The 24,772-nt window shown below is 49.6% G+C and carries 22 protein-coding genes and 5 tRNA genes; 13 read left to right on the top strand and 14 right to left on the bottom strand.

All coding sequences use genetic code 11. From position 1 onward, the window contains the following. The first annotated feature begins 51 nt into the window (after positions 1 to 51). The 7 genes from BV405_RS14115 (at position 52) to BV405_RS14085 (ending at position 8,072) form a co-directional block, all read left to right on the top strand. Positions 52 to 306 carry a DUF4212 domain-containing protein gene (locus tag BV405_RS14115; RefSeq protein WP_086481536.1) on the top strand — a complete coding sequence of 85 codons (255 nt, stop codon included), beginning with the start codon at positions 52 to 54 and terminating at the stop codon, positions 304 to 306. 81 nt (positions 307 to 387) lie between these two features. Then, positions 388 to 2,223: a sodium:solute symporter family protein gene (locus BV405_RS14110; protein ID WP_086481535.1), complete on the top strand. Its 1,836-nt coding sequence runs from the start codon at positions 388 to 390 to the stop codon at positions 2,221 to 2,223. A 524-nt stretch (positions 2,224 to 2,747) separates the two neighbouring features. Further along, complete coding sequence (locus tag BV405_RS14105; RefSeq protein ID WP_086481534.1) at positions 2,748 to 3,008, top strand: DUF4212 domain-containing protein; 261 nt, start codon at positions 2,748 to 2,750, stop codon at positions 3,006 to 3,008. Positions 3,009 to 3,014: 6 nt separating this feature from the next. Continuing rightward, positions 3,015 to 4,769 carry a sodium:solute symporter family protein gene (locus BV405_RS14100; RefSeq protein WP_086481533.1) on the top strand — a complete coding sequence of 585 codons (1,755 nt, stop codon included), beginning with the start codon at positions 3,015 to 3,017 and terminating at the stop codon, positions 4,767 to 4,769. A gap of 110 nt (positions 4,770 to 4,879) precedes the next feature. After that, the gene (locus BV405_RS14095) at positions 4,880 to 5,386 is read left to right on the top strand and encodes a hypothetical protein (RefSeq protein WP_086481532.1); all 507 of its coding nucleotides are present in this window, start codon (positions 4,880 to 4,882) and stop codon (positions 5,384 to 5,386) included. Positions 5,387 to 5,574: 188 nt separating this feature from the next. Then, entirely contained in the window at positions 5,575 to 7,410 is a 1,836-nt protein-coding gene (locus BV405_RS14090) for a DUF294 nucleotidyltransferase-like domain-containing protein (protein ID WP_086481531.1), read from the top strand. A gap of 38 nt (positions 7,411 to 7,448) precedes the next feature. Next, positions 7,449 to 8,072: a 3'-5' exonuclease gene (locus BV405_RS14085; protein WP_086481530.1), complete on the top strand. Its 624-nt coding sequence runs from the start codon at positions 7,449 to 7,451 to the stop codon at positions 8,070 to 8,072. A gap of 145 nt (positions 8,073 to 8,217) precedes the next feature. On the opposite strand, the gene BV405_RS14080 is transcribed toward BV405_RS14085, so the two are convergent. The 3 genes from BV405_RS14080 to BV405_RS14070 all read right to left on the bottom strand — a co-directional run bounded on the left by BV405_RS14080 (position 8,218) and on the right by BV405_RS14070 (position 11,088). Further along, positions 8,218 to 9,171, bottom strand: coding sequence for a glutathione S-transferase family protein (locus tag BV405_RS14080; protein WP_086481529.1), 954 nt, complete (start codon positions 9,169 to 9,171; stop codon positions 8,218 to 8,220). A gap of 241 nt (positions 9,172 to 9,412) precedes the next feature. After that, complete coding sequence (locus tag BV405_RS14075) at positions 9,413 to 10,489, bottom strand: polysaccharide deacetylase family protein (protein WP_086481528.1); 1,077 nt, start codon at positions 10,487 to 10,489, stop codon at positions 9,413 to 9,415. After that, on the bottom strand, positions 10,486 to 11,088 hold the full coding sequence (locus tag BV405_RS14070; protein ID WP_086481527.1) for a DNA-J related domain-containing protein: 603 nt from the start codon (positions 11,086 to 11,088) through the stop codon (positions 10,486 to 10,488). Before BV405_RS14070 ends, BV405_RS14075 begins: the two co-directional genes overlap by 4 nt. Positions 11,089 to 11,283: 195 nt before the next feature. Between BV405_RS14070 and ttcA the strand changes: the two genes are divergently transcribed. After that, positions 11,284 to 12,126: a tRNA 2-thiocytidine(32) synthetase TtcA gene (ttcA, locus tag BV405_RS14065; RefSeq protein WP_086481526.1), complete on the top strand. Its 843-nt coding sequence runs from the start codon at positions 11,284 to 11,286 to the stop codon at positions 12,124 to 12,126. A 73-nt stretch (positions 12,127 to 12,199) separates the two neighbouring features. On the opposite strand, the gene fnr is transcribed toward ttcA, so the two are convergent. The 11 genes from fnr to ccoN form a co-directional block, all read right to left on the bottom strand. Continuing rightward, positions 12,200 to 12,985, bottom strand: a complete 786-nt coding sequence (gene fnr, locus BV405_RS14060; protein WP_086481525.1) for a fumarate/nitrate reduction transcriptional regulator Fnr — start codon at positions 12,983 to 12,985, stop codon at positions 12,200 to 12,202. A 196-nt stretch (positions 12,986 to 13,181) separates the two neighbouring features. After that, positions 13,182 to 14,576 carry an oxygen-independent coproporphyrinogen III oxidase gene (gene hemN, locus BV405_RS14055; RefSeq protein WP_086481524.1) on the bottom strand — a complete coding sequence of 465 codons (1,395 nt, stop codon included), beginning with the start codon at positions 14,574 to 14,576 and terminating at the stop codon, positions 13,182 to 13,184. A 109-nt stretch (positions 14,577 to 14,685) separates the two neighbouring features. Then, on the bottom strand, positions 14,686 to 15,555 hold the full coding sequence (locus BV405_RS14050) for a sulfite exporter TauE/SafE family protein (protein WP_342743973.1): 870 nt from the start codon (positions 15,553 to 15,555) through the stop codon (positions 14,686 to 14,688). Beyond that, positions 15,555 to 15,794, bottom strand: coding sequence for a cbb3-type cytochrome oxidase assembly protein CcoS (gene ccoS, locus BV405_RS14045; RefSeq protein ID WP_086481523.1), 240 nt, complete (start codon positions 15,792 to 15,794; stop codon positions 15,555 to 15,557). Before ccoS ends, BV405_RS14050 begins: the two co-directional genes overlap by 1 nt. Further along, positions 15,791 to 18,241, bottom strand: a complete 2,451-nt coding sequence (locus tag BV405_RS14040; protein WP_086481522.1) for a heavy metal translocating P-type ATPase — start codon at positions 18,239 to 18,241, stop codon at positions 15,791 to 15,793. The genes ccoS and BV405_RS14040 overlap by 4 nt, the downstream gene beginning before the upstream one ends. A 15-nt stretch (positions 18,242 to 18,256) precedes the next feature. Next, positions 18,257 to 18,766, bottom strand: coding sequence for a FixH family protein (locus BV405_RS14035; protein WP_086481521.1), 510 nt, complete (start codon positions 18,764 to 18,766; stop codon positions 18,257 to 18,259). A 5-nt stretch (positions 18,767 to 18,771) separates the two neighbouring features. Next, positions 18,772 to 20,238, bottom strand: a complete 1,467-nt coding sequence (gene ccoG / locus BV405_RS14030; protein WP_086481520.1) for a cytochrome c oxidase accessory protein CcoG — start codon at positions 20,236 to 20,238, stop codon at positions 18,772 to 18,774. Between the two features lie 136 nt (positions 20,239 to 20,374). Continuing rightward, positions 20,375 to 21,274 carry a cytochrome-c oxidase, cbb3-type subunit III gene (ccoP, locus tag BV405_RS14025; RefSeq protein WP_086481519.1) on the bottom strand — a complete coding sequence of 300 codons (900 nt, stop codon included), beginning with the start codon at positions 21,272 to 21,274 and terminating at the stop codon, positions 20,375 to 20,377. Continuing rightward, positions 21,267 to 21,452, bottom strand: a complete 186-nt coding sequence (locus BV405_RS14020; protein WP_086481518.1) for a cbb3-type cytochrome oxidase subunit 3 — start codon at positions 21,450 to 21,452, stop codon at positions 21,267 to 21,269. Before BV405_RS14020 ends, ccoP begins: the two co-directional genes overlap by 8 nt. A gap of 6 nt (positions 21,453 to 21,458) precedes the next feature. Next, positions 21,459 to 22,067 carry a cytochrome-c oxidase, cbb3-type subunit II gene (ccoO, locus tag BV405_RS14015; RefSeq protein ID WP_086481517.1) on the bottom strand — a complete coding sequence of 203 codons (609 nt, stop codon included), beginning with the start codon at positions 22,065 to 22,067 and terminating at the stop codon, positions 21,459 to 21,461. Positions 22,068 to 22,091: 24 nt separating this feature from the next. Beyond that, positions 22,092 to 23,510 carry a cytochrome-c oxidase, cbb3-type subunit I gene (ccoN, locus tag BV405_RS14010; protein WP_086481516.1) on the bottom strand — a complete coding sequence of 473 codons (1,419 nt, stop codon included), beginning with the start codon at positions 23,508 to 23,510 and terminating at the stop codon, positions 22,092 to 22,094. Positions 23,511 to 24,176: 666 nt separating this feature from the next. On the opposite strand from ccoN, the gene BV405_RS14005 reads away from it, so the two are divergent. The 5 genes from BV405_RS14005 to BV405_RS13985 all read left to right on the top strand — a co-directional run bounded on the left by BV405_RS14005 (position 24,177) and on the right by BV405_RS13985 (position 24,697). Beyond that, a tRNA-Val gene (locus BV405_RS14005) sits at positions 24,177 to 24,252 on the top strand. 37 nt (positions 24,253 to 24,289) lie between these two features. After that, a tRNA-Asp gene (locus tag BV405_RS14000) sits at positions 24,290 to 24,366 on the top strand. A 16-nt stretch (positions 24,367 to 24,382) separates the two neighbouring features. Then, positions 24,383 to 24,458, top strand: a tRNA-Val gene (locus tag BV405_RS13995). 40 nt (positions 24,459 to 24,498) lie between these two features. Continuing rightward, a tRNA-Asp gene (locus tag BV405_RS13990) sits at positions 24,499 to 24,575 on the top strand. Positions 24,576 to 24,621: 46 nt separating this feature from the next. After that, positions 24,622 to 24,697: transfer RNA gene (locus BV405_RS13985), tRNA-Val, on the top strand. The last annotated feature ends 75 nt before the right edge of the window (positions 24,698 to 24,772 follow it).

Genomic DNA, 24,772 nt, shown 5'->3' with positions numbered 1-24,772 from the left:
CTCTGTGAATAATAAGAAAAATCAATAACAAGAAAAAAGTAAGGTTGTGTTATGAAAGAAGATCAAGCGGTCGCGTATTGGCGTGAAAATATCGGTCTTATTATCCGTTACCTGATTATCTGGTTTGTGGCCTCTTATGGCTGCGGCATTCTCTTTGTGGATGCACTCAATAAAATCCACTTCTTTGGCTTCAAGATGGGCTTCTGGTTTGCGCAGCAAGGCTCTATCTTTATCTTCCTTGCCCTTCTGGTGATGTACGCCCGCAGCATGAATAAGCTGGATCGCAAATACGACGTGCATGAATAAGCCTTTCTGCGGAAAGACTTGATTTCAGAAAACCAACGTCCGTTAAAACAATAAGAACCAATACAGAGGATTATCCCCACTATGAACCTTGATGTTCTGACTTATCTCTTTGTGGGCTTGTCGTTCGCTCTTTATATCGGCATCGCAATCTGGGCACGGGCGGGGTCGACGCAGGAATTTTATGTCGCAGGTGGCGGTGTTCATCCGGCAGCAAACGGTATGGCGACAGCTGCGGACTGGATGTCTGCAGCCTCTTTTATCTCCCTTGCCGGTATTGTTTCTTTTGCCGGTTATGATGCCTCCGGCTATCTGATGGGCTGGACCGGCGGTTACGTGATGCTGGCAATGCTGTTGGCCCCCTATCTGAGAAAGTTCGGTAAGTTTACTGTTCCTGACTTTATCGGTGATCGTTATTACTCCAATACCGCACGAACTATCGCTGTGGTTTGTGTGATCTTTATCTCCTTTACCTATATCGCCGGACAGATGCGGGGGACGGGCATTGTTTTCTCCCGTTTCCTGCATGTGGATATCGATACCGGCGTTCTGATCGGTATGGTGATTGTTTTCTTCTATGCCGTGATGGGGGGTATGAAGGGGATTACTTATACGCAGGTGGCTCAATACTGCATTCTGATTTTTGCCTATACCGTACCAGCCGTTTTTCTGGTGATGCAGGTTACGGGTCATATCCTGCCTCAAACAGGGTTGGGTGCGACGATTCAGGAGTCGGTTAATCCTGTCTGGGCGGGTAAGCCGGTGCTCTTTGTGCTGGATGAAATTGTTCAGGATCTCGGCTTTCATGAGTACACCACAGGTACCCGTTCAACAATTGATATGTTCTTTATTACTGCTGCCCTGATGGCGGGTACAGCGGGTCTGCCACACGTTATTGTGCGCTTCTTTACGGTGCCCAAAGTGAGGGATGCCCGTGCATCAGCCGGTTGGGCACTGATGTTTATCGCTATTCTCTATCTGACAGTTCCTGCCGTGGGTGCGGTTGGTCAGCTTAATCTGATTAATACCATCAATGGTCAGCAGGGAGAGGGGACGCCTTATCCTCAGATGCCGCAGTGGTTTAAGAACTGGGAGCAGTCAGGTCTGATCGCCTGGAATGATCGTAATGGTGACGGTCGCGTTCAGTATGCGTCTGGCGATGCCTTCCTAGGGGGGAAGCCGGTACTGACGGATAAGTATGGTGACCTTGGTCAGCGGCTGACGGCTAATCCGATGATAGATACAGAAGCCTCACCTGGCTTTGATCCCGCGTTGCAGCCGTACGCTAATGAGGTGTTTGTCGATAGGGATATTCTGGTTTTAGCCAATCCTGAAATTGCGAATCTGCCGGACTGGGTTATTGCTTTGGTGGCCGCAGGTGCCGTCGCTGCAGCGCTTTCTACTGCTGCCGGTCTGCTATTGGTGATTTCCACTGCTATTTCCCACGATCTGCTGAAGAAGACATTGCTTCCTGAGATTAACGAGAAGCAGGAGCTGGTTGCGGCTCGCATGGCTTCTGTTGCGGCGATCTGTATCGCAGGGTATTTCGGGCTGAATCCACCGGGGTATGTCGCTGCAACGGTAGCTTTGGCCTTTGGTCTGGCCGCTGCAACCTTCTTCCCGGCGATCTTTATGGGGATCTTTGTTAAGCGTATGAACAGGGAGGGGGCGATAGCCGGTATGTTGGTTGGTCTGATCTCAACCATGGCTTACATCGTTTACTTCAAGTTTATGGGGGGCGCTAAAGAGGATCTCTTTATGGGCATCTCTCCGGAAGGTTTTGGTACCTTGGGAATGCTGATGAACTTTATGGTGGCCTTTATCGTCTCCAGCGCGACTGCTGAGCCGCCTGAGGATATTCAGGCCCTGGTGGACGATATTCGAATTCCTCGTGGTGCGGGGGCTGCGCAGAACCACTAATTTGAAGTGTTATTAAGTCATACCCTTTGTATGAATAGTAAAAAGGATGGGCTTTAGCTCATCCTTTTTTTATATGCAAAGCAGCAAAAAAGAGGCAGGGGCATTAATACTTGTGGCCTTTTGTCTCTCTTAGGTTTCATTCCTGTGACCAAGGGGTCCCGAAGCAGGCTTTTTAGGCCTGCGGACTATTAGACCTTTATAGTAGTCAGCAAAAAAAAACAGTCGTTTAGCTCTCGAAATAAAATCCTATCTTTATGTTTTATAAGTGTTTTTTTGTTTTTGTGACCAAAGAGTATTGTTTCTACTACTAATGTCGGGGATTACATCGGAAGGGATATTTTTGAAAATCGATCAGGCCTGAAAAACAGGATTATTAATAACAATAAAGTGAGGGCGAAGCGAAAGGCATGTATCGATCGCTTAAGATGACAATGAGTGTCGTCGATCTTTACCTGCTGCGGGCCTCTCATAATTGCTCAGGCTTTATCCTGAACTCTTAATAACAATAAACGGAGAGCATCACTATGGTAGATGATAAATCCAAAGCAGCTGCTTACTGGTCGGCGAATCTTCGTCTGATCGTTGGCAGTCTGGTTGTTTGGGCGATTGCGTCCTACGGCCTTGGAATCCTTCTGCGTCCTATGCTTGCTGGTGTCACAGTAGGCGGAACTGATCTGGGCTTCTGGTTTGCTCAGCAAGGTTCGATTCTTACCTTCATCGGCATCATTTTCCACTACGCATGGAGAATGAATAAGCTGGATCGTGACATGGGACTTGAGGAGTAATCTGCAATGGATCAGTTTTATATCAACCTGCTGTTTGTAGGTGCATCCTTTGCACTTTACTTCGGCATCGCAATTTGGGCCCGTGCGGGTTCAACGAAAGAATTCTACGTAGCTGGCGGTGGTGTTCACCCGGTTGCTAACGGTATGGCAACTGCGGCGGACTGGATGTCGGCAGCTTCTTTCATCTCCATGGCTGGTCTGCTGGCTGCTGGTGGTTACGCTAACTCTTCCTTCCTGATGGGTTGGACAGGTGGTTACGTACTGCTTGCGATGCTGCTGGCTCCATATCTGCGTAAGTTTGGTAAGTTCACTGTGCCAGATTTCATCGCAGAGCGTTTCTACAGCAAAACTGCTCGTCTGGTAGCAGTAGCCTGTCTGATCGTTGCTTCTGTAACCTACGTAATCGGCCAGATGGCTGGTGCTGGTATCGCGTTCTCGCGCTTCCTGGAAGTAGATAAAGACACTGGTCTGGTTATCGCATCTGTTGTTGTATTCTTCTACGCCGTACTGGGTGGTATGAAGGGTATTACTTATACTCAGGTTGCTCAGTACGTTGTACTGATCATCGCGTACACCATTCCTGCGATCTTCATCTCTATGGAGCTGACCGGTAACCCAATCCCTGCGTTTGGTCTGTTCGGTGAGCACTCTGCTTCTGGTATGCCTCTGCTGGCTAAACTGGATCAGATCGTTGTAGATCTTGGTTTTGCTGCCTATACCGCTGACGTTCCGAATAAACTGAACATGGTTCTGTTTACTCTGACTCTGATGATCGGTACTGCAGGTCTGCCACACGTAATTATCCGTTTCTTCACTGTACCTAAAGTTGCTGACGCTCGTTGGTCTGCTGGTTGGGCGCTGATCTTCATCGCTCTGCTGTACCTGACTGCTCCTGCGGTAGCTTCTATGGCACGTCTGAACCTGATCAACACTGTTTACCCTGATGGTGTTAAGGCTGAGTCCATCAAGTACGATGACCGTCCTGACTGGATGAAGACTTGGGAAGAAACCAAGCTGATCAAGTTTGAAGATAAGAATGGCGATGGCCGTATCCAATTCTATAACGACAAGGCTGATATGTCTGATCGTGGCTGGAACGGTAACGAGCTGACTTATAACCGTGACATTCTGGTACTGGCTAACCCTGAAATTGCACAGCTTCCGGGTTGGGTAATCGGTCTGATCGCTGCTGGTGGTCTGGCTGCGGCACTGTCTACTGCGGCAGGTCTGTTGCTGGCAATCTCCTCTGCAATCAGTCACGACTTGATTAAGAACTCTATCAACCCTGATATTTCTGAGAAAGGCGAACTGATGGCGGCTCGTGCCTCTATGACAGTCGCTATTATCATTGCAACTTATCTGGGTATGAACCCTCCTGGCTTCGCGGCTCAGGTAGTAGCTCTGGCGTTCGGTATTGCTGCGGCATCCATGTTCCCAGTGCTGATGATGGGTATCTTCTCCAAGCGCATCAACAATAAAGGTGCGGTTGCAGGTATGCTGGCTGGTCTGATCGTAACCTTGGTTTACATCTTCATGTACAAAGGTTGGTTCTTCATCCCAGGCACTGCAAACCTGCCTGATAATCCTGATAACTGGATCATGGGTATCTCTCCTCTGTCCTTCGGTGCAATCGGTGCAATCATCAACTTCACAGTTGCTTATGTTGTGTCCTCTGCTACTGAAGAGCCACCACAAGAGATTCAGGATCTGGTAGAAAGCGTTCGTTACCCTAAAGGTGCTGGCGCTGCAGTTGATCACTAATTCCCCGGATGTAGACTCTTTCTACAGAAGGAAATAAAGTGAGAGCGGGCTTCCTGGATAACAGGAAGCCCGTTTTACTTTCAGGATAAGATTTTGAGGATAGATTTTTTATGATCTGGCATTTATTAGCCGCTTTTTCGGCCGGTTTGGCAGCCGCAGGTATCGCTTTGATACTACGTAAACTTAGCCGTGGAAAACTTCCAAAGTGGTTTGTTCCCGCTTTTGCCGGTGCAGGAATGCTGGCTTATCAAATTAATATGGATTACGGCTGGTACGGCCATAAGCTTGAAAAGTTACCTTCAGAATCTGTTGTTGTGTCTTCAGAAGCCCCGGGAAAGATCTGGCGTCCATGGACTTATATCTTTCCAATGACTTCAGCCTTTACTGTGCTGGACAGTAAGACTCTGAATACCCGAGTGATTGAAAACCAGCGTATTGCTGAATTTGCTCTGTATCGTTTTGAGAAGCACTACACCGATCGTGTGGCAAATAACCATTTTGTACTTAACTGTGATACTCGTGAGCTTTTACCTGTGAGTGATAAAGGCGCCCTCGAAGTCGATAAAAAGCAACTACTGTTACAAAGCGACCGCCTGTTGTCTCAGGCTTGCTTATAAATCCCCCCTCATTACTTAAATCCCCGTCAGCTGTAGCGTTGAACTAAAGTACGGCTTACAGCTGACTGGCGGGTCTGCTAGATTCATTTCATAACATTTTTTAACCGTATAAATGGTAATGCTGTTAGCGTACATATTCGGAAAGTGTCATCCCTGATCTTCAGCTCTGATAACAAGGATAAAAATCTATGAGCAATGAGTTTGATCTTTCTCACCCGCCTTTTGATTTGCTGACCACGGAAGAGCAGCAACTTCTGATATCCCGTCTTGATCTTGGCTACTTTGGTCAGGATGAGGTCATTATCGATGCCGGGCAGGTTACTGAGTCAGTGTATGTTGTCCTTAAAGGGGCTGTGGTCGAGCTGGACACGAAAGCTAAAGATACTGACCCGGATGGCGGAGTAATCCGCGAATATGCACATGAAGATCTTTTTGGCGCGATCAGCATTATCAATGGTTCCAGCCGCTATACCTTCAAGACCCTTGAAGAGACGATAGCCTGGTTGTTACCGAAAGAGGTCTTTCTTGGCCTGATGGAGGCCAATGAAGCCTTTGCTGCCTACTTTCAGAATACGTTGGCGGAAAAGGCCAGACTGCTGGAACAGCGCCGCAGTGAAAAACTGGGCAGCGGCGATATGTCGTCGTTTATGTTGGCGAAGGTTGGGAGTTCGGTTTTACGGGAAGCGGTTATTCTGCAGTCCGGAACCACAATTCTGGAAGCAACCCGTACCATGCGTGAACAGCATTCTGACTGTCTTTTAGTACAGAAGGGCAGTCAGTACGGCATGGTAACCCGTACGGACCTTCTCGAAGGTGTTGTACTTCAGGATATGGGGCTGGACAGTGATATTTGTGACCTGGCCAGCTATGACCTGTTAACGGTTCAGTGTGATGATTTTCTCTTTAACGCACTGGTACTGATGACCCGCCACAAAATTCAGCGTGTTGTGGTCTTTGATCACAATAAACTGGCGGGTTTGGTTGAGCTGACGGATGTACTGAGTTTCTTCTCCAGTCAGTCTCACGTAATTGGTCTGCAGATTGAGCGAGCCAGTAATCTGGAAGAGCTGGCTCGAGCAGCGAAAGGTACTACAGAGCTGATCAATGGCTTGGTGGCGCAGGGGGTCAAAGTCCGGTTCGCGATGGACCTGCTGGCCGCACTGAATGGCCGTATTATTGCCAAGGCCTACGAACAACTGGTTCCGGAAGAGATACGTAAAAAGACCTGCTTGCTTGTTATGGGTAGTGAAGGTCGCGGTGAACAGGTTTTAAAAACCGATCAGGATAATGCCCTGATTATTGCGGACGACCTGGATTGGGATGAATGCAGCAAGGTGATGGAGAAGTTCACCAGTACCTTGCTGGACTTTGGTTATCCGCTTTGCCCGGGCAATATCATGGTATCCAACCCTGAGTGGGTGATGCGTGAGTCCGAATGGCGCAAGACGTTAAATCACTGGACCAGCTCCGTTGAGGGCACTGGTCTGATGAATCTGGCGATCTTTGTTGATGCTCATGCGGTTGCCGGTGATGAGCGCCTGTTTAGCAATTTAAGGGATAAACTCTTCCAGACTCTGGAAGGTAATGAAGTGTTTTATTCCTACTTCGCAATGCCGTTGCGTCGTTTCAGCACACCTTTGACCTTCTTTGGTGGCCTGAAAGACTCAGATGGTATGGATATCAAGAAGGGGGGGATTTTCCCGATTGTTCATGGCATCCGTACGATGGCGTTGCAGTTCAAAATTAAAGAGACCAATACCTTTCAACGTATTGAGGCTCTGGTAGAAAAGCGTGTGATGAAGCGCAAATTCGCCGATGATCTGGCTGAAGCTCTGGCGGTGCTGAGCACTCTGAGACTTCAGCAGCAACTTAAGGTTGCTAATGGTCAGGCTGCGGCGAGCGAGGGAAATCTGGTCAGTGCTGTTGGGCTGAACAAGCTTGACCGGGATCTGCTCAGGGAAGCCCTGCACATGGTAAAAGAGTTTAAATCGAGAATGTCACACCGATACCATCTTGAAAGATAAGAATAAAATTTAAAAATTCGTCGTGTGAGGTAAGCAACATGGTTTTAAAAACAATAAGAACTGCTACCGATAAATGGGCTCATAAAGATGGTGATTATGCCTTTATGTTTGAGCCTTATGATGGTGATGAAGTGATCGCTCTGGACTGTGAAATGACGGATCTTGATCCGCAAAAAGCAGAGCTGGTTTCTATCGCTGCAGTTAAAATTAAAGGTACTCAGGTGCTGACCAGTGACAAGCTGGATATCAAGTTACAGAAGCCTGAGAGCCTGACTGGTGACTCTATAAAGATCCACCGTATTCGCGGTGTTGATCTGAGGGGCGGTGAAGTATTACCGGATGCACTGGAGCAGCTGCTGCAGTTTATTGGCAATCGTCCGATTATGGGGTACTACATCGATTACGATATTACGGTATTGAACCGTTTTATCCGTCCTCGTTTTGGTTTCAGTCTGCCGAATAAGACCATTGAGCTGTCTCACCGCTATCTGACTAAGGTGAAGCGGGCTAATCCTGAGCTGCAACCCGATCTGCATTTTGAAACGATTGCTGAGAAGCTGGGTGTGCCTATGGTCGGTCAGCGTCACAGTGCTTTGGGCGATGCGATCACGACAGCACTGATGTACGTTCGTTTGCTGAAAGGGCCGGTTCCAACCAGTTAAGGTGCCGACCTCTTTAATGAAGAATTAAGCCGACCCCGGCTTCAGGTTCCCCGTTAGACAAGTGCTACTCTGTAGAGTTGGCCTGCAATAATGATTGCAGGCCTTTTTTGTTTAAGAGTGAGATTGTGAACTGGACTTTGGCTGTTCAGCTCTGAAACAGCTTGGGAGCAGGCCGTTTAACAGGTGTATTCAGTGATGTCATATCCGGCCCTGCGGGGACAACCTGAGTTGGGTTGATATTGGCATGGCTGAAATAGTAGTGCCGCTTAATCTCATCAAAATGCACGGTGTCGCGAATTTCTTTGAACTGGTAGATCGCCTTGGTGTAATCCCAAAGATTCGGGTAATCAGCTATTCTGCGTAAATTGCACTTAAAATGACCGACATACACAGGGTCGAAGCGAATAAGCGTTGTAAACAGACGTATATCTGCTTCGGTAAGGTATTCGCCTGTCAGGTAAGGTGTCTCTTCAAGTCTGGCTTCCAGCTTATCCAGAGTTTCAAACAGTGGTGTAAAGGCCTCTTCATAAGCTTGCTGTGTGGTAGCGAAACCACAGCGATACACCCCGTTATTAATATTGGGATAAACCAGCTCATTCCACTGTTCGATTTCTTCCCTGAGATGCTCCGGGTAAAGATCAATATGATTGCCTGTAACTGCGTTATAGGCGGTGTTAAACAGGCGAATGATCTCGGAGGATTCGTTGTTAACGATCGTTTCCTGCTTCAGATCCCATAATACGGGCACGGTAACACGGCCGGTATAGTCCTTTTTGGCGTGAGTATAAAGTTGGTGATGGAACTGATATCCGTAGTTTGGCTCCGGAGTATCGTACACCCAACCGTTTTCCAGCATATCGGGTGAAACAGCAGTGAAAGGAATCAGGTTTTCGAGTCCCTTGAGATGTCGGACAATCATGGTTCTGTGTGCCCAGGGACAGGCATGAGAGATATAAAGGTGGTATCGGTTGTCTACAGCAGAGTGCTGATCCCCGCCGAGCTGATGACGGAACTGAGCGTCTTCACGAACAAAGCGTCCGCCGCTCTTTTTCGTATCGTACCATTTGTCCTGCCATTGACCTTCAACCAGTAAGCCCATCTTCAACCTCATTTCTTCTCAAATTAACGCTTAACAGAATAATCGTTTAACTGAGAATAAAAAGCACAAGAAACCGGGTTTTTCTGTCGATTAAGTCGAAATGTTGCTGACAGTCTCCAAGCCTTCTTTTGTTTTGAGAGTAGGTTTTTGAAGGGGTTATGGGGGAGGTGCAGCTGGAGATAAAGCTAAAAAACCGGAGCTGAACTCCGGTTTCTGAATGTCAGGTAAGGTGCTCTTCTGATCACCAGTAGCCTTTCTGGTTAGGCAGAATCCAGGTGTGGGAGAACCAATAGAAACGGGTCGATTTATCGTGAGGAGCCAGGCAGGTGTATTCGATCGGCCCCACTTTTTCACCGAGTTTACTCTGCATCATAAAGACCGGACGCTTACCTTCTTCACTGCTGGTGTAAGTGCTTACCGGTAGCCCATCGCCATTTTTACAACGCAGGCCACTTAGCTGATAGCTTCCGGAAAGTAGCTCAACCTGTGCCTGAGGTCGTTTGTTGTCTGCTGCCAGAATGGTTGGTTGAGCTTTTACCTTTCGCACCGGCAAAGGGAGGCTGGTCAGTTTGACTGACAGATTATTCACATTGCTGGCTGAGCCGGTAGCGGTAAAGCGAGGCAGGTAATCGGTGCTGGTATAGCGACTGACTGGGCCCTGATGCAGGCCAAAGGCTGCTAAGCCCTTGGAGCGAATGACTTTGCGGGCAATCTCATCGGCCTGACCTTCTTCGTAGGCAAAAAGTTTTGGTGAGACCCCCAGAAATTTCTGCAGAGCGGCCTGGTTCAGGTCAATCTCTTTAGCGATTCGGGTCTGGCGCTGTTCCGGGCGCTCATCAGGCAGGCCTTTGGCGAGGTTGCTGGAGGTGATGCCCATACTTCCGATGGTTCCGCCAGCCTTTTGTACTTCCCGTAGTTGTTGCCAGCTCATATAGAGAGGGTGTTCTTTCATGATCGGAGCTGCAGCTACAAAAACGGTGAAGGGCATTTTGCGGGCCGACAGATGCTTGAGGGCGGTGTCATAAACACTGATATAAGCGTGGTCAAAGGTAATGGCCACTGTTTTATCCGGAATAGTTTGCTTGCGCTTCAGGCGATCCACAATCTTCTCTAATGGCCAGACATTAAAGCCATTGGTTTCCAGATACCGCAGGTGGGACAAAAACTCACGTTCACTGGCGCTTTTGCTGGGAGGGGTTCTGTCACTGATATGCTGGTATTGAAGTACGACTGCGTGTTTAGCTGCAAAACTCAGTGGGCTTTGAATCAGCAACAGACCTGCAAATAAAAATGATGTCAGTGCGGTGAGTTTTCTCATTGGAAAGCTGCCTTTAAAATCGCCATAGCTTCATTAATTTCCTGAATTTTTATCGGATCGCCGCCCCGGTCAGGATGATGCTGCATCGCCAGCTTGCGATAGCGCTGTTTAATTTCTGCAAAGGTAATGGGTTCGCACAGTTCTAGGCATTCCAGAGCCCGCTGGCTCAGGCCGCGTTTGACCTGTTTTTCCTCTTCGATATCGATCTTCTTCCAGAAGTTTCGCAACATATCGTCCAGTTCCTCTTCAGTGGTTTCCTGAAGGGCTGTCAGATCAAGATAATAGTCGCGCATCGGATCTTTCTCTTCGAGAAGATCATGACCGAACTCGTAGGGGTGAAGCTGAATATTGACCGCTGAGATCTCCATGATCCAGTGAGCTTTTTTGATCAGCTCATCTTTCAGTTCATAGAGTGCGTTATAGACCAGAAAATGGGTTCGGAACAGCGTCATGGTATCGGAGAAAGTTGCCGGAGTTACCTCAATAACGCCGGTTTCGCCCAGAGCTTTGATCAGGGCGTGCTCATTCAGACCCTGAGGGTGAGCTTCAAGAACCAGCTGAATCGTATCCAGCAGACGGGATCTCTGCAGAGTGTTCATCTAACGCCTTACCTGTCATCCATTGTTGTCCGGGATGGACCTTATCCAAGCGTATAAAAATTAAAGATCATCATAAACGCTTTAAACATCAAAGTGTTGTCATTTTTTGTGCTTTTTTATCGCGGCTTCGAGTTTACAAGTCTGCGTATTTTGGGTAAAAGACCCCCTCAGTTTTCCCATGCCACAGGAGACCCCATGCAGGAACTATTACCGAAAGAAAAACGCGAGTTTAACAAACTGCAAAAGCGTTTACGCCGTCATGTCGGACAGGCGATTGCCGACTACAACATGATCCAGGAAGGCGATAAGGTGATGGTCTGTTTGTCCGGTGGTAAAGACTCTTACACCATGCTGGATATTCTGATGAGTCTGCAGAAGAGTGCGCCGGTTAATTTTCAATTGGTTGCGGTGAATCTGGATCAGAAGCAGCCGGGTTTCCCTGAGCATGTGCTGCCGGAATATCTGGCGTCTATCGGCGTGGAATACCATATTCTCGAGCGTGATACCTACAGCATTGTTCAGGAGAAAGTGCCGGAAGGTAAAACCACCTGTGCGTTGTGCTCACGCCTGCGTCGTGGTTCTCTGTACGGTTTTGCCGAAGAGATCGGCGCAACCAAAATTGCCCTTGGCCATCACCGTGATGACATGCTGGAAACCCTGTTCCTGAATATGTTCTATGGCGGTACTTTGAAGGCGATGCCGCCGAAGCTGCTGAGCGATGACGGTAAGAACATTGTGATCCGTCCACTGGCGTATTGTGTGGAAAAAGATATTGAAGCCTTCTCTGAGCTGAAAGAGTTCCCGATTATTCCGTGTAATCTGTGTGGTTCGCAGGATGGTCTGCAGCGTCAGGTGGTTAAAGAGATGCTGCAAAGCTGGGAAAAACAGCATCCGGGGCGTCTGGATACTATGTTCCGCGCGATGCAGAATGTAGCGCCTTCCCAGTTGGGTGATACTGAGCTGTTTGATTTCAAAAATCTGGAGCAGAAGCAGCTGAAGATGATGGCGCAGCGTATCGATATTGTTGATGCAGGCTGATCAGGTTTTACCTGACCATAGAATAAAAAAAGAGAGCCTAGGCTCTCTTTTTTATTCTCTTCTTTGCGTCAGTTTAGCCTTCGCTGGCCAACTTCGCTTCCTGAGGAATCTTCTGTTCCTGATCCGGCAAACCGGCCAGAGCGCTCAGATCATCCATATTCAGGATATGAACTTCTTTACCGTTTACGGCGATCAGATCGCTGTTCTGGAAACGGGTAAAGACACGACTTACCGTTTCAACCGCCAGGCCCAGATAGTTACCGATCTCGTTACGGGACATCGGCAGACGGAAAGTAAAGGGCGAGTAACCACGACGCTTAAAGCGGGTTGAGAGATTCGTCAGGAAGGTCGCAACACGCTGCTCAGCATTCTTCTTACTTAACAGCATCATCATCTGCTTATCATCACGCAGCTCACGGCTCATGATGCGCAGAACCTGAGAACGAAGCTCTGGCAGTTCTTTCGCCAGTTCTTCTAGGCGAGCAAACGGAATTTCGCAAACGGTGGTAGTTTCCAGCGCTTTTGCTGAAACAGGGTAGGTTTCGCAATCGATACCATCTAAACCAACCAGTTCACTTGGCAGATGGAAATTGGTGATCTGCTCTTCGCCATCATTGGTCATGGCGTAGTTTTTGATACTGCCGGAACGTACTGCGTAAACACAATCAAAGCGATCGCCCTGATGGAACAGGTGCTCACCCTTTTTCAGCGGCTGACGTCGCTTGATGATTTTATCCAGCTGGTCAATGTCTTCAAAGTTAAGTGAGATTGGCAAGCAGAGTGAACTCAGGCTGCAGGTTACACACTTAGTTTCCTTGCTTGGGTGAAAACATATTCCCTTAAGTTGCCCCTTTGGCATATCAGAACTCCGGGCTAATGACTTACGAAATGGCTCACGGACGCCTCTAAAATTCAAAGGCTGTAGCTCATTATGAACATTTTGCTTAACTACGCAAAGTTTTTTTGATGCATATCAGATTTACCAGAATATCTGATCTGAAGCAAAAAAAGGAGAAGCCTTAGCCTTCTCCTTTAGTCTTTATGCATTTAAAAAATCAGATGATGCGTGAGTAAGACTGAGTCAGAGCCTTCTTATCCAGATACTTATCAAAGGCCATACAAACGGCACGTACCAGCAGGCGGCCAGCGGGGGTCACCTTCAGCTTGTTGCCGGATAACTCGATTAGACCATCCCGGTGATGCTGCTGCAGGAACTCCAGTTCCTCTTTGAAATAGGCGTCAAAGTCGATGTTGAAATCACGGCTGAAATCATCGCCATCCAGCTCAAAGTGGCAGATGATCTGATTGATCACACTGCGGCGCAGAAGGTCATCGTCACTGAGTTCCAGCCCCTTAATAACCGGCAGCTTGCCGTTGTCGATAAAGCCTTCGTATTCGTCGATAGTGTAGGAGTTCTGGCTGTAAGTATTTGCCTGCTGACTGATAGAGGAAACGCCCATGGCGATCAGGTCACAGTCAGAGTGCGTGGTGTAACCCTGGAAGTTGCGGTGCAGCTTACCTTCACGCTGAGCGATGGACAGGCTGTCATCCGGCTTGGCGAAGTGATCCATACCGATATAAACATAACCTGCTTCAACCAGACGGTTGATGGTATGTTCCAGAATCTGCAGTTTTACGCTTGGCTCAGGAATCTCTTCGTCTTTGATGCGACGCTGAGGCTTGAAGCGCTCTGGCAGGTGAGCGTAGTTGAATACCGAAATGCGATCCGGGCTCATCTTGATGATGGTTTCCAGCGTCTCGCTGAAAGTCGCTACAGTCTGCAGTGGCAGGCCGTAGATCAGGTCGATATTCAGGGAGCGGAAGCCCAGGCGACGGGAGTGATCCAGAATATCCTGAGTCATCTCTTCAGACTGGATGCGGTTAACCGCTTTCTGTACCGCTGGGTTGAAGTCCTGCACGCCGAGGCTGACACGATTAAAGCCCAGCTCGCGCAGCAGTTCCATGGTTTCGCCGGTTGCTTCACGGGGATCGATTTCGATGGAGAAATCGCCCTCGTCATTGCCTTGCAGATTGAAGGCTTCACGGGTTTTAGCCATCAGCTGACGCATCTGGTCATGGCTCAGGAAGGTTGGCGTACCGCCACCCCAGTGCAGCTGTTTTACCTGACGGTTTTCAGCATTGGCCAGAGCCGCCTGCATTTCGATCTCTTTGTACACGCGTTCCAGATAAGGCTCTGCTTTGGCGGTGTCTTTGGTGGCAATCTTGTTGCAGCCACAGTAAAAGCAGATGGTGTCGCAGAAAGGAATATGGAAATAAAGCGACAGCGGGCCGTCTGCTTCAACACTACGTTGTGCCGCTGCACGGTACTCAGCTTCACCAAACTGATCGGTAAACTGAACCGCCGTTGGGTATGAGGTATAGCGGGGACCAGAGATGTTATAACGCTGGATAAGGTCGTGATCCCACTGGATCTGAGTCCGTGTATTCATAGTTAAAACCTATTCGGCATCGCCGTGCAGTGCATCTGATAATGCGGTATCTGTAAAATAGTTCGGTTTGGCCCGTCACTAATGTTCCAGCGGCTGCTGAAACAGAACCTTAATGCTGGTGGGCGGATGATTCTTCTGAGTCATTCGGCATTGCCGAACCGTGATCACCTGAATGTGCCCTGTCATCCGATAGCTGTTCCATAGCGGAAGGTTCGTGGGTTGCCGAACCTGTCGGATAAGTAACGTCTGCGCCGGCATTGTGAGTTCCGTGATGGTCGCTTCCGGTAAACAAGGGAGCGAGCTGCCAGAGCGCAAAAATTATGATCGTGATAGCCGCGAGGGAGCGTACACCAGATGAACGGCTTAAATCTTTGATCTGGCTCGCTAAAACGCCAGTAAGCAGCATCGCGGGCAGGGTTCCCAGACCAAAAAACAGCATAATGGCAGCGCCCTGTAGCGGATGTGCAACAGAAAGTGCCCAGATCAGTACACTGTAAACCAGACCGCAGGGCAGCCAGCCCCAGATCAATCCTAATGCCAGCGCTTGAGAGGTGTTCCGAACCGGCATCAGTCGTGAGGCAAATGGCTGCAGATAGCGCCATAAAAAGCGTCCGCCATTTTCGATATAGACCAGTCCTTTCCACCAGTTAGCAATATAAAACGCCATCAGTATCAGAATCAGGCTGGCAACGACCCGCATCACATCGGCGATGACTAGCAGGCTATCACTGAGCAAAGAGCCAATGGATGCGACAATGACACCTGCCGTGGTGTAGCTGAAAATACGCCCGGAATTATAGGCCAGAAGTCGGGAGAATCCTGAACCTGAGGGGGAACGAGCCAGTGTCAGGGTACTCATGATGCCACCGCACATACCAAGACAATGGGCACTGCCCATAAGGCCAAAAACAAAAGCGGCAAGGAGAGTCATGGGGCTGAAGTCAGCCCCCATAACGTGAAGCAGGTTAGAGGAGTCCATTACGCCTGTTTTGAATCCTCAGAGTCCGCTGAGGTGCTCTGCTGAACATCGGACTGATGATCTTTGGTAGCAGCAGCTGACGGCTTTTTGTCAGCCTTAACATCATCATCGTAGAGGATGCTGTAAGCAGGGCCGCTCAGATCATCAAACTGATTGCTGTCTACCGCCCAGAAGAATGCCCAGATCGCCACGCCCAATAAAATCAGGGACAGTGGGATCAGTAGAAACAAAATACTCATACGTGCAACTCCTCGCGGCGCTCAGCAGATTTCAGACGCGGTAGTTTAGCATTAAGTCGCAGTGCGTTGAGTACGACAATCAGAGAACTTGCTGACATTCCTATCGCTGCCAGATAAGGCGGGATAATACCTGCTGCAGCCAGTGGCAGAGCTGTCAGGTTATAACCTGCTGACCAGGCCAGGTTCTGACGAATAATCCGTCGTGTTTTGCGGGTCAGGGTAATACCTTCTGCGATGCGTTGCAGCTGACCTGACATCAGAATGGCATCGGCGCTGGTTTTCGCCAGATCGGTGGCATTACCCATAGCGATGGAGATATCAGCGCCTGCCAGTACCGGAATGTCATTCACACCGTCACCGACCATGATGATGCGCTCGCCTTGTTCCTGCAGTTTGCGGATATGGCTGAGTTTATCTTCAGGAGAGGCACCGGAGCGGATATTGCGGATACCGGTTGCCTGAGCGACGGCATTGACGGCGCCGGATTGGTCACCGGAGAGAAGATCAACCTGAAGTCCCAGTGCCTGAAGCGCGCTAACCGCTTCTTCTGCCCCCGGTCGGATACGGTCACCAATGGCAAACCAGGCCAGAGGCTGCAGATTTTTACTCAGAAGTAACCACTGACCATCGTCAGGCAATGCCGGAGCATTATCGCCGTCTGTAGCAAATGCTGGCGTACCGATACGATAGCTTTCACCCAGAATCACACCGCTGAGCCCTTGTCCTGGTACAGACTGAACCTCTTCGGCCATATAAAAGCCGCGGTATTCATCAAACGCCCGGGCAATAGGGTGTTCCGATGAACGCTCAAGGGCTGCAGCCAGTTTAAGTGCTGTTTCTTCGTCAACTGAATCATTCAGGGTTCGGGTCTGAGTCAGAATCAGGCGGCCTTCGGTCAGGGTGCCTGTTTTATCAAAGACGATTCGCGTCGCTTGAGCAAGACTTTCAACCACATGCCCCCGGGTTACCAGAATGCCCTGTTCACGCAAAGCGTTGGTTGATGTGGTCAGCGCTGTTGGTGTTGCCAGAGACAAGGCACAAGGGCAGGTTACTACCAGAACCGACAGTACAATCCAGAAGGCATCTTCCGGGCTGTGCTGCCACCAGTACATGCCAACACCAAAGGTAGATACCAGCACAGCCAGAACAAACCAGTGTGCGACACGGTTAGCGACTTCAGCGGTTTTCGGGCGTTCAGAAAAGGCTCGATCCAGAAGGTGCACGATATTTGCTACCCGGGCATTCTGGCCGGTTTGTTCAACCTGAATCTTCAGCGGACTTTCCACATTCATGGTGCCAGCCAGTACCTTGTCGCCAGCCGCTTTGGATACCGGCATATACTCACCGGTCAGGGCGGATTCATTCAGACTGCTCTGACCTTCAATGATGACACCGTCTGCAGGCATGGTGTGACCCGGCTTGATCAGCAGAATATCGCCTTCGTGCAATTCACGTGTCAGCACAACTTCTTCGTGTTCCTGACCACCATCTTTTTTAAGACGTGTCGTGCTGGTCGGAATCAGAGTGTTCAGTGCATTGCCGCTTCGGCCGATGCGATGTCGTGCCCGCATTTCGAGATAACGACCAAAGAGGAGAAAGAAGGTAAACATACTGACGGAGTCGAAATAGACTTCGCCACTATTGGTAACGGTTGCCCAGGCACTGGCGGCAAAGGCTACGCCAATCGCCAGAGAAACCGGCACATCCATCGTCAGATGACGGGTTTTCAGATCCCGGAAGGCGGCTCTGAAAAAGGGCTGTGCAGAGTAGAGGATGACAGGTGCTGAAACCACAAGAGATAGCCAGCGGAACAGAAGCACATACTGCTCTTCCATCTCTTCGAAGGCGCCTGCATACAGCATGATGGCAAACATCATCGCCTGCATCATGCCAAGGCCTGCGATAATCAGGCGACGTATAGTTTTACGCTCTTGCTTAACCAGGCGTTCCTGTTGTTCATCGGCCTGATAGGGGAAGGCCTGAAAGCCGATGGCAGCAAACATCGCCATCAGCTTACTTAAAGCGATCTTATCCGGAGACCAGCGCAGGGTCGCCCTGTGGTTACTGAGGTTCACGCGAATGGTATCGACGCCGTTGCTTTGACTGACCTGATGTTCAATCAGCCAGACGCAGGCAGCGCAGGTGATCCCGTCGATGGCAAGAGAAGCTTCTTTTACTCCATTGCCCAGATCCCGGACAAAACTTTCCTGAACATCGTCACGATCGTACAGGGCAAAAGCAGCCTGTTGTTCATCGGTCAGATCATCAGGTCGTGTCGCCGGACCTTCACGGAAGCGGTAATAGTTTTCAAGACCGCCATTAACAATCGCATGGGCTACGGCTTCGCAGCCAAGGCAGCACATGGATTGTTTTTCATCATCAATAACAACAGAAAAGGTAGAGCCGGCGGGAACCGGCTCACCACAGTGGTAACAGGATAAGCTCATAACGATCCACCGGTATTATTGGCCAGCTTTCAGGGTAAAGCTTTCTTCAACAGGGAATTCAGCACTGCCTTTCAGACGCCAGTTGCCACCTTCCGTTGTGATATCCAGATACCAGAGGTTAAGAGGTGCTTTTTCAACCTGGCCGCGATAGTGATTATCAGCAATCTGACTCAGAGTAATGCCGTAGTCTTTTGCCGCACGGGTCGGATTGATAAAGTCCAGTTTCAGTTCTGCTGGCCAGCTGTCCAGCTGACCGCTCAGGCTAACCAGCACATCACCGGTCACGCCATCAACTTTTACATCGGCAGCCATGCCCAGCTTGGTTGCATTGTGGTCTTTCTCAAGGGTCTGGTTAATCGCCAGACCCTCTTTGTAGTAGTTGTCGTTAACCGTGCCGTCAAACACCTGAATGGAGAAGGTCAGCATAGTCATACCTACGATCACAGTGACAATCAGCGGCACCAGAAGGAACCAGGGCCAGAATTGTTTGTACCATGCTGTAGGTTTTGTATTGGTATTCTGCATCGTTATTACCGCTGTACGGCTCCAATAAAGCGTGATTCTTTAGTCAGCTCATAGTTTGAGCCGTCGATGGATTTTACGGTGACTTCGATATCTGCACTTGGCACAGACATATCGTCTCGGCTGATCTTCATACGGACAGGCAGGTTGATCACTTCACCGGCGCTCACTGAGACTTCTTTTGTGCCAACCAGTTCCAGTCCTTTGAGGCCTTTTACCGATAATTCGTAGGAACGTGTGACCTGATCCATATTGGCCAGCTTAATGATGAAACTGTTTTCAACATTGCCTTCCGCATCCATACGGTAAAGCTGGTTACGGTCACGCAGAACTTCCAGTTCCAGAGGGATACGGTCGGTTACTGCGAAGGCGAAAGCGATCATCATGGCCATTAGCGCGACGAAGTAGCCGATCAGGCGCGGACGCATGATATGGGTTTTCTTGCCTTCCAGTTCATTCTCGGTGGTGTAACGAACAAGACCGCGTTCATAGCCCATTTTTTCCATCATTTCGTTACAGCCGTCGATACAGGCTGCACAGGTGATGCACTCGTACTGAAGGCCGTCACGAATATCGATACCTACCGGGCATACCTGAACACAAACACCACAATCGATACAGTCGCCAAGACCGCGCTCTTTATAGGTGTCATCGCCTTTCTTACGAGGGCCACGGCCTTCGCCGCGTTGCTCATCGTAGGAGACCACAAGGGTATCACGGTCAAACATCACACTCTGGAAGCGGGCGTATGGGCACATATACATACAAACCTGCTCACGCATCCAGCCAGCATTGACGTAGGTTGCTACTGTGAAGAAGACCAGCCACCAGGTTTCCCATGGACCTAGTTCACCTGCAAGAATGCGGGGCCCAAGGTCGCGAACCGGTGAGAAATAGCCAACAAATGCAAAAGCTGTAGCCAGTGCGATTACCAGCCATATCGCGTGTTTGGCAGCTTTACGGACAAATTTATTGCCGCTCATCGGAGCTTTGTCCAGTGACACACGCTGGTTGCGGGAGCCTTCGGTTACACGCTCTGCCCAGATATAAAAGAAGGTCCAGACACTTTGAGGACAGGCGTAGCCGCACCAGACACGTCCTGCAAAAACAGTCATAAAGAACAGCAGGAATGCGGCAATGATTAGCGCCCACGACAGCAGCATAAAGTCATGGGGGAAGAAGGTGAAACCAAAAACGTGGAACTGACGGTTCGGCAGGTCGAAGAATATCGCCTGTTTACCATCCCACTGCAGCCAGGAGAAAGAGAAGTAGGCGAGCAGGAAAACCCAGTTAATAGAGGTACGCAGGTTTGTAAAAAAGCCTATCGCGCGACGCACATAGATGTGTTTACGCTTCTGATAAAGATTTTCCCCCTCATCTTTCTTCTCGATTTTACGCTCATTTGCAGACTTAACGGCGTGGGCTCGCTTTTTGGCGGCGTCCGTGATGTCCTGAGTAGGAATTCTATCCTTCATCGCTAACCAACCTTTTTTTGAATATAGGTATAGATGGAACCAAAAATAACAGGTTCAGGTTTCTGGGATTCTACGGGATTTTTAGGGGGGGAGGGAGGAAAAGGAATGCGACATTGTGTCGCATTCCTTCAGGTGTTTACTTGCCTTGAGACAGGCTGTAAACGTAGGCAGCTACCAGGTGAACTTTGTCTTCACCGATATACTTAGCCTGTGCAGGCATGTGGCCGTTACGACCCAGACGAATAGACTGTTCAACAGACTTCGCTACGCCCCACTCAGGGTTCAGGTACAGCCAAGTGTTGTCAGTCAGGTTAGGGGCACCCAGCATCTGGTTGCCTTTACCGTCTGCACCGTGACATGCAGCGCACATCGCAGTGAAGGTTGCGCCGCCAGTCTTAGCGGCAGCAGCGTCAGTTTCCTGACCGCTCAGGCTCAGTACGTATTGAGTCATTTGGGTTACACCCTCATCACCCAGTACTTCACCCCAAGCTGGCATCTGACCGTTACGGCCATTAACGATGGTGTGCTTGATAGCGTCAGCAGAACCGCCGTACAGCCAGTCAGTGTCTGTCAGGTTCGGGAAGCCGTAAGCGCCGCGACCGTCAGAACCGTGACACAGTGCACAGTTGTTCGCGTACAGACGCTGACCAACTTTCATCGCTTCTTCGTCCTGAGCCAGATCCGTTACTGGGATGCTTGCATACTGGTCGAAGATAGGTGCGTAGTGCTCATCAGCATACTTGATTTCAGCTTCCCACTGGTTCACCTGAGTCCAGCCCAGGAAACCTTTAAAGGTACCCAGACCAGGATACAGCGCCAGATATACCAGGCTGAAGATGATGGTTGCGATGAACATGATGAACCACCAACGTGGCATCGGGTTGTCATACTCTTCGATTCCATCGAAGCTATGACCCATAGTCTTCACATCACCACTCTTAGGGGCAGAGACACGGTTGGCAAACAGAACCCACCAGCAGCCTGCAATCACACCCAGAGTGATAACAATGATCCATGCGCTCCAAAAGCTAGTCATGGTCTTTATTCTCCAATTTTGATTTGCCCGAGTTATGGGTATCTTCGTCGGCGAAAGGCAGATTGGCGGCCTCATCAAAGCTGCTCTTCTGACGCTTGCTATAGGCCCAGATCACCAGGCCAATGAAGCCAACCATTACGAAAATGGTTGAAACGCCGCGTAAATCATTGATATCCATAAACCCTTACCGTTTGTCTTTCAGCACAGTACCCAGCTGCTGCAGATAAGATACCATTGCTTCAATTTCAGTCTTACCTTGAACGTCAGCTTTAGCATTTGCGATGTCTTCATCGGTGTAAGGCACACCCAGAGAACGCAGAGTTTCCAGCTTAGTTGCAGTCAGGCGACCATCCAGTGTGTTGCTGAACAGCCAAGGGTAAGAAGGCATTTTAGACTCAGGTACTACGTCACGTGGGTTGTACAGGTGAGCACGGTGCCAGTCATCAGAGTAACGACCGCCAACACGAGCCAGATCTGGACCAGTACGCTTGGAACCCCACTGGAACGGGTGGTCATATACAGACTCACCAGCTACAGAGTAGTGGCCATAACGCTCAGTTTCCGCACGGAACGGACGAATCATTTGAGAGTGACATACGTAGCAGCCTTCACGGATGTAGATGTCACGACCTTCAACCTGCAGAGCAGTCAGAGGTTTCAGACCTTCAACAGGTTGGGTAGTTTGCTTCTGGAAGAACAGAGGCACGATCTCGGCAAGGCCACCAAAGCTGACCGCTACCAGGATCAGTACGATCATCAAGCCAACGTTCTTTTCAATATTTTCGTGTTTCATGTCTATACGTTCCTTACCTTAGCATCAGGCTGTCTGTGCAACAGGTTTGGCTTCAGCGTTACGTACAGTAGCCCATACGTTGTACGCCATCAGCAGCATACCAACTACCCAGAACATACCGCCTAACCAGCGAACCAGGTAACCTGGGTGGCTTGCTTCCAGTGCTTCAACAAAGCTGTAGGTCAGGGTGCCGTCAGCGTTAACCGCGCGCCACATCAGACCTTGCAGGATGCCGTTAACCCACATAGATGCGATATAAAGAACAGTACCGATAGTCGCCAGCCAGAAGTGAACGTTAATCAGGTTAACGCTGTGCATCTGCTCTTTATCAAACAGGCGAGGAATCAGGTGATAGATAGCACCGATAGAGATCATCGCTACCCAACCCAGAGCACCAGCGTGTACGTGGCCGATAGTCCAGTCAGTATAGTGAGACAGTGCGTTCACAGTCTTGATTGCCATCATCGGGCCTTCGAAGGTAGACATACCGTAGAAAGACAGAGATACAACCAGGAAGCGCAGAACGGGATCGTTACGCAGTTTGTGCCATGCGCCGGACAGAGTCATCATACCGTTGATCATACCACCCCAGGATGGAGCCAGCAGGATCAGGGACATAACCATACCCAGAGACTGAGTCCAGTCAGGCAGAGCTGTGTAGTGCAGGTGGTGAGGACCAGCCCACATATAAGTACAGATCAGAGCCCAGAAGTGAACGATAGACAGACGGTAGGAGTAAACCGGACGCTCTGCTTGCTTAGGAACGAAGTAGTACATCATGCCTAAGAAACCAGCCGTCAGGAAGAAACCTACAGCGTTGTGACCGTACCACCACTGTGCCATTGCATCGATAGCGCCGGAGTATGCAGAGTAAGACTTAGTCATGCTTACTGGCAGAGCCGCGCTGTTTACAAGGTGCAGGATTGCAACAGTGATAATGAATGCCGCGTAGAACCAGTTCGCAACATAGATGTGCGAGGTTTTACGGATCTTAACTGTCGCCAGGAAGTTGATTGCATAGGCAACCCACACCACAGTGATCAGAATATCGATCGGCCATTCCAGCTCAGCGTACTCTTTACCGGACGTCCAGCCCAGTGGCAGAGAGATAGCTGCTAGAACGATAATCAGCTGCCAACCCCAGAAGGTGAAGGAAGCTAAGCCGTCGGAGAACAGACGAACCTGACAGGTACGCTGTACGACGTAGTAAGAAGTAGCAAACAGTGCGCTACCACCAAAGGCGAAAATAACTGCGTTAGTGTGCAGTGGACGAAGACGACCAAAGCTCAACCAAGCAGTATCAAAGTTAAGTGCCGGCCATACCAGCTGAGCAGCAATCAGGACACCGACGGCCATGCCGACGATACCCCAAACTACTGTCATGATGGCGAACTGCCGGACCACCTTGTAATTGTAGGTCGGTTGTTCAGTTGCTGTGCTCATGTCAGGTTCCCATTAACAGCGAGTTTAAGTGAAGGAATCCAGCCGAAGTCTCTTGGACAACAGCTTTTTTGGCAATGACGCATATCAAGGGATGCGCGACAATCCGCCGCACCGTACCGTGGGCATTGGATTGTGTTGCAAAACCAGACATATTTTTGCGTCATGCCTGAGGTCAGCGCTTCCTCTAGCGAATCTTTCAGGCGGGGGGATTTTAACAGCAAATAGATAGGGATGGCATAGCCGAAAGTTGTAAAAACCTAGTGCTGATAGGGGTTTGTTGATCTGAGTCGTCAATTATGACCCTGTTATTAGTCTGGCCTTTGCGGCCGGTTTTTACCTGAAGGTAGATGGTTAGCTGTTCATCGGGCAATTCGAATATGGATATTCGGTTGGTGCTTTGTCGTAATGCCGATGGTGGCGTGGCTGAGTGTCGGGTGTTCCACGAAAGGTGTGAATTTATGAATGTGGCAAAGAGCGCTTTGAGGCGCTGATGATGAAGTATCTTTATTGCTGCTTTATATATCTGTCTTGCTTTGAGTGATTAGAAAGAGCTGTTAGAAGGGCTGTCTATTGGTGAGCTAACTCTCTGAAAAATAATTTAAATTTTTTTGAAAAAGTATTTGACAGGGTTTGATAATTCCCTATAATTTGCGCCACAAGTTGCGGGGGTGGTTAGCTCAGCCGGGAGAGCACCAGCCTTACAAGCTGGGGGTCACAGGTTCGATCCCTGTACCACCCACCATTTTCGAATGGCTTATGTAACTTGATTGATGATATGCGGACCGGTAGTTCAGTTGGTTAGAATACCGGCCTGTCACGCCGGGGGTCGCGGGTTCGAGTCCCGTCCGGTCCGCCAATTTCATCGCTGCGTTGGGTGGTTAGCTCAGCCGGGAGAGCACCAGCCTTACAAGCTGGGGGTCACAGGTTCGATCCCTGTACCACCCACCAATTCATTTGAATTGGCTTCAACGCAAACAGCTTTATATGTGGACCGGTAGTTCAGTTGGTTAGAATACCGGCCTGTCACGCCGGGGGTCGCGGGTTCGAGTCCCGTCCGGTCCGCCATTAAGCTGCTTTGTTGAGCGCAAAACTATATCGAAAGATATCCCGTGGGTGGTTAGCTCAGCCGGGAGAGCACCAGCCTTACAAGCTGGGGGTCACAGGTTCGATCCCTGTACCACCCACCACTTTCGCGTAAGCGATAGTGAGATCAGATTTATATGCGGACCGGTAGTTCAGTTGGTTAGAATACCGGCCTGTCA

This window comes from Oceanospirillum sanctuarii (assembly GCF_002150805.1).
Lineage (GTDB): Bacteria > Pseudomonadota > Gammaproteobacteria > Pseudomonadales > Halomonadaceae > Oceanospirillum > Oceanospirillum sanctuarii.
This window is presented reverse-complemented; position numbering and strand designations above follow the sequence as displayed.

Coding starts and splice junctions, on each gene's coding strand:
- BV405_RS14115 (WP_086481536.1), top strand. CDS start 52: ATGAAAGAAGATCAAGCGGTCGCGTATTGGCGTGAAAATATCGGTCTT.
- BV405_RS14110 (WP_086481535.1), top strand. CDS start 388: ATGAACCTTGATGTTCTGACTTATCTCTTTGTGGGCTTGTCGTTCGCT.
- BV405_RS14105 (WP_086481534.1), top strand. CDS start 2,748: ATGGTAGATGATAAATCCAAAGCAGCTGCTTACTGGTCGGCGAATCTT.
- BV405_RS14100 (WP_086481533.1), top strand. CDS start 3,015: ATGGATCAGTTTTATATCAACCTGCTGTTTGTAGGTGCATCCTTTGCA.
- BV405_RS14095 (WP_086481532.1), top strand. CDS start 4,880: ATGATCTGGCATTTATTAGCCGCTTTTTCGGCCGGTTTGGCAGCCGCA.
- BV405_RS14090 (WP_086481531.1), top strand. CDS start 5,575: ATGAGCAATGAGTTTGATCTTTCTCACCCGCCTTTTGATTTGCTGACC.
- BV405_RS14085 (WP_086481530.1), top strand. CDS start 7,449: ATGGTTTTAAAAACAATAAGAACTGCTACCGATAAATGGGCTCATAAA.
- BV405_RS14080 (WP_086481529.1), bottom strand. CDS start 9,171: ATGGGCTTACTGGTTGAAGGTCAATGGCAGGACAAATGGTACGATACG.
- BV405_RS14075 (WP_086481528.1), bottom strand. CDS start 10,489: ATGAGAAAACTCACCGCACTGACATCATTTTTATTTGCAGGTCTGTTG.
- BV405_RS14070 (WP_086481527.1), bottom strand. CDS start 11,088: ATGAACACTCTGCAGAGATCCCGTCTGCTGGATACGATTCAGCTGGTT.
- ttcA (WP_086481526.1), top strand. CDS start 11,284: ATGCAGGAACTATTACCGAAAGAAAAACGCGAGTTTAACAAACTGCAA.
- fnr (WP_086481525.1), bottom strand. CDS start 12,985: ATGCCAAAGGGGCAACTTAAGGGAATATGTTTTCACCCAAGCAAGGAA.
- hemN (WP_086481524.1), bottom strand. CDS start 14,576: ATGAATACACGGACTCAGATCCAGTGGGATCACGACCTTATCCAGCGT.
- BV405_RS14050 (WP_342743973.1), bottom strand. CDS start 15,555: ATGGACTCCTCTAACCTGCTTCACGTTATGGGGGCTGACTTCAGCCCC.
- ccoS (WP_086481523.1), bottom strand. CDS start 15,794: ATGAGTATTTTGTTTCTACTGATCCCACTGTCCCTGATTTTATTGGGC.
- BV405_RS14040 (WP_086481522.1), bottom strand. CDS start 18,241: ATGAGCTTATCCTGTTACCACTGTGGTGAGCCGGTTCCCGCCGGCTCT.
- BV405_RS14035 (WP_086481521.1), bottom strand. CDS start 18,766: ATGCAGAATACCAATACAAAACCTACAGCATGGTACAAACAATTCTGG.
- ccoG (WP_086481520.1), bottom strand. CDS start 20,238: ATGAAGGATAGAATTCCTACTCAGGACATCACGGACGCCGCCAAAAAG.
- ccoP (WP_086481519.1), bottom strand. CDS start 21,274: ATGACTAGCTTTTGGAGCGCATGGATCATTGTTATCACTCTGGGTGTG.
- BV405_RS14020 (WP_086481518.1), bottom strand. CDS start 21,452: ATGGATATCAATGATTTACGCGGCGTTTCAACCATTTTCGTAATGGTT.
- ccoO (WP_086481517.1), bottom strand. CDS start 22,067: ATGAAACACGAAAATATTGAAAAGAACGTTGGCTTGATGATCGTACTG.
- ccoN (WP_086481516.1), bottom strand. CDS start 23,510: ATGAGCACAGCAACTGAACAACCGACCTACAATTACAAGGTGGTCCGG.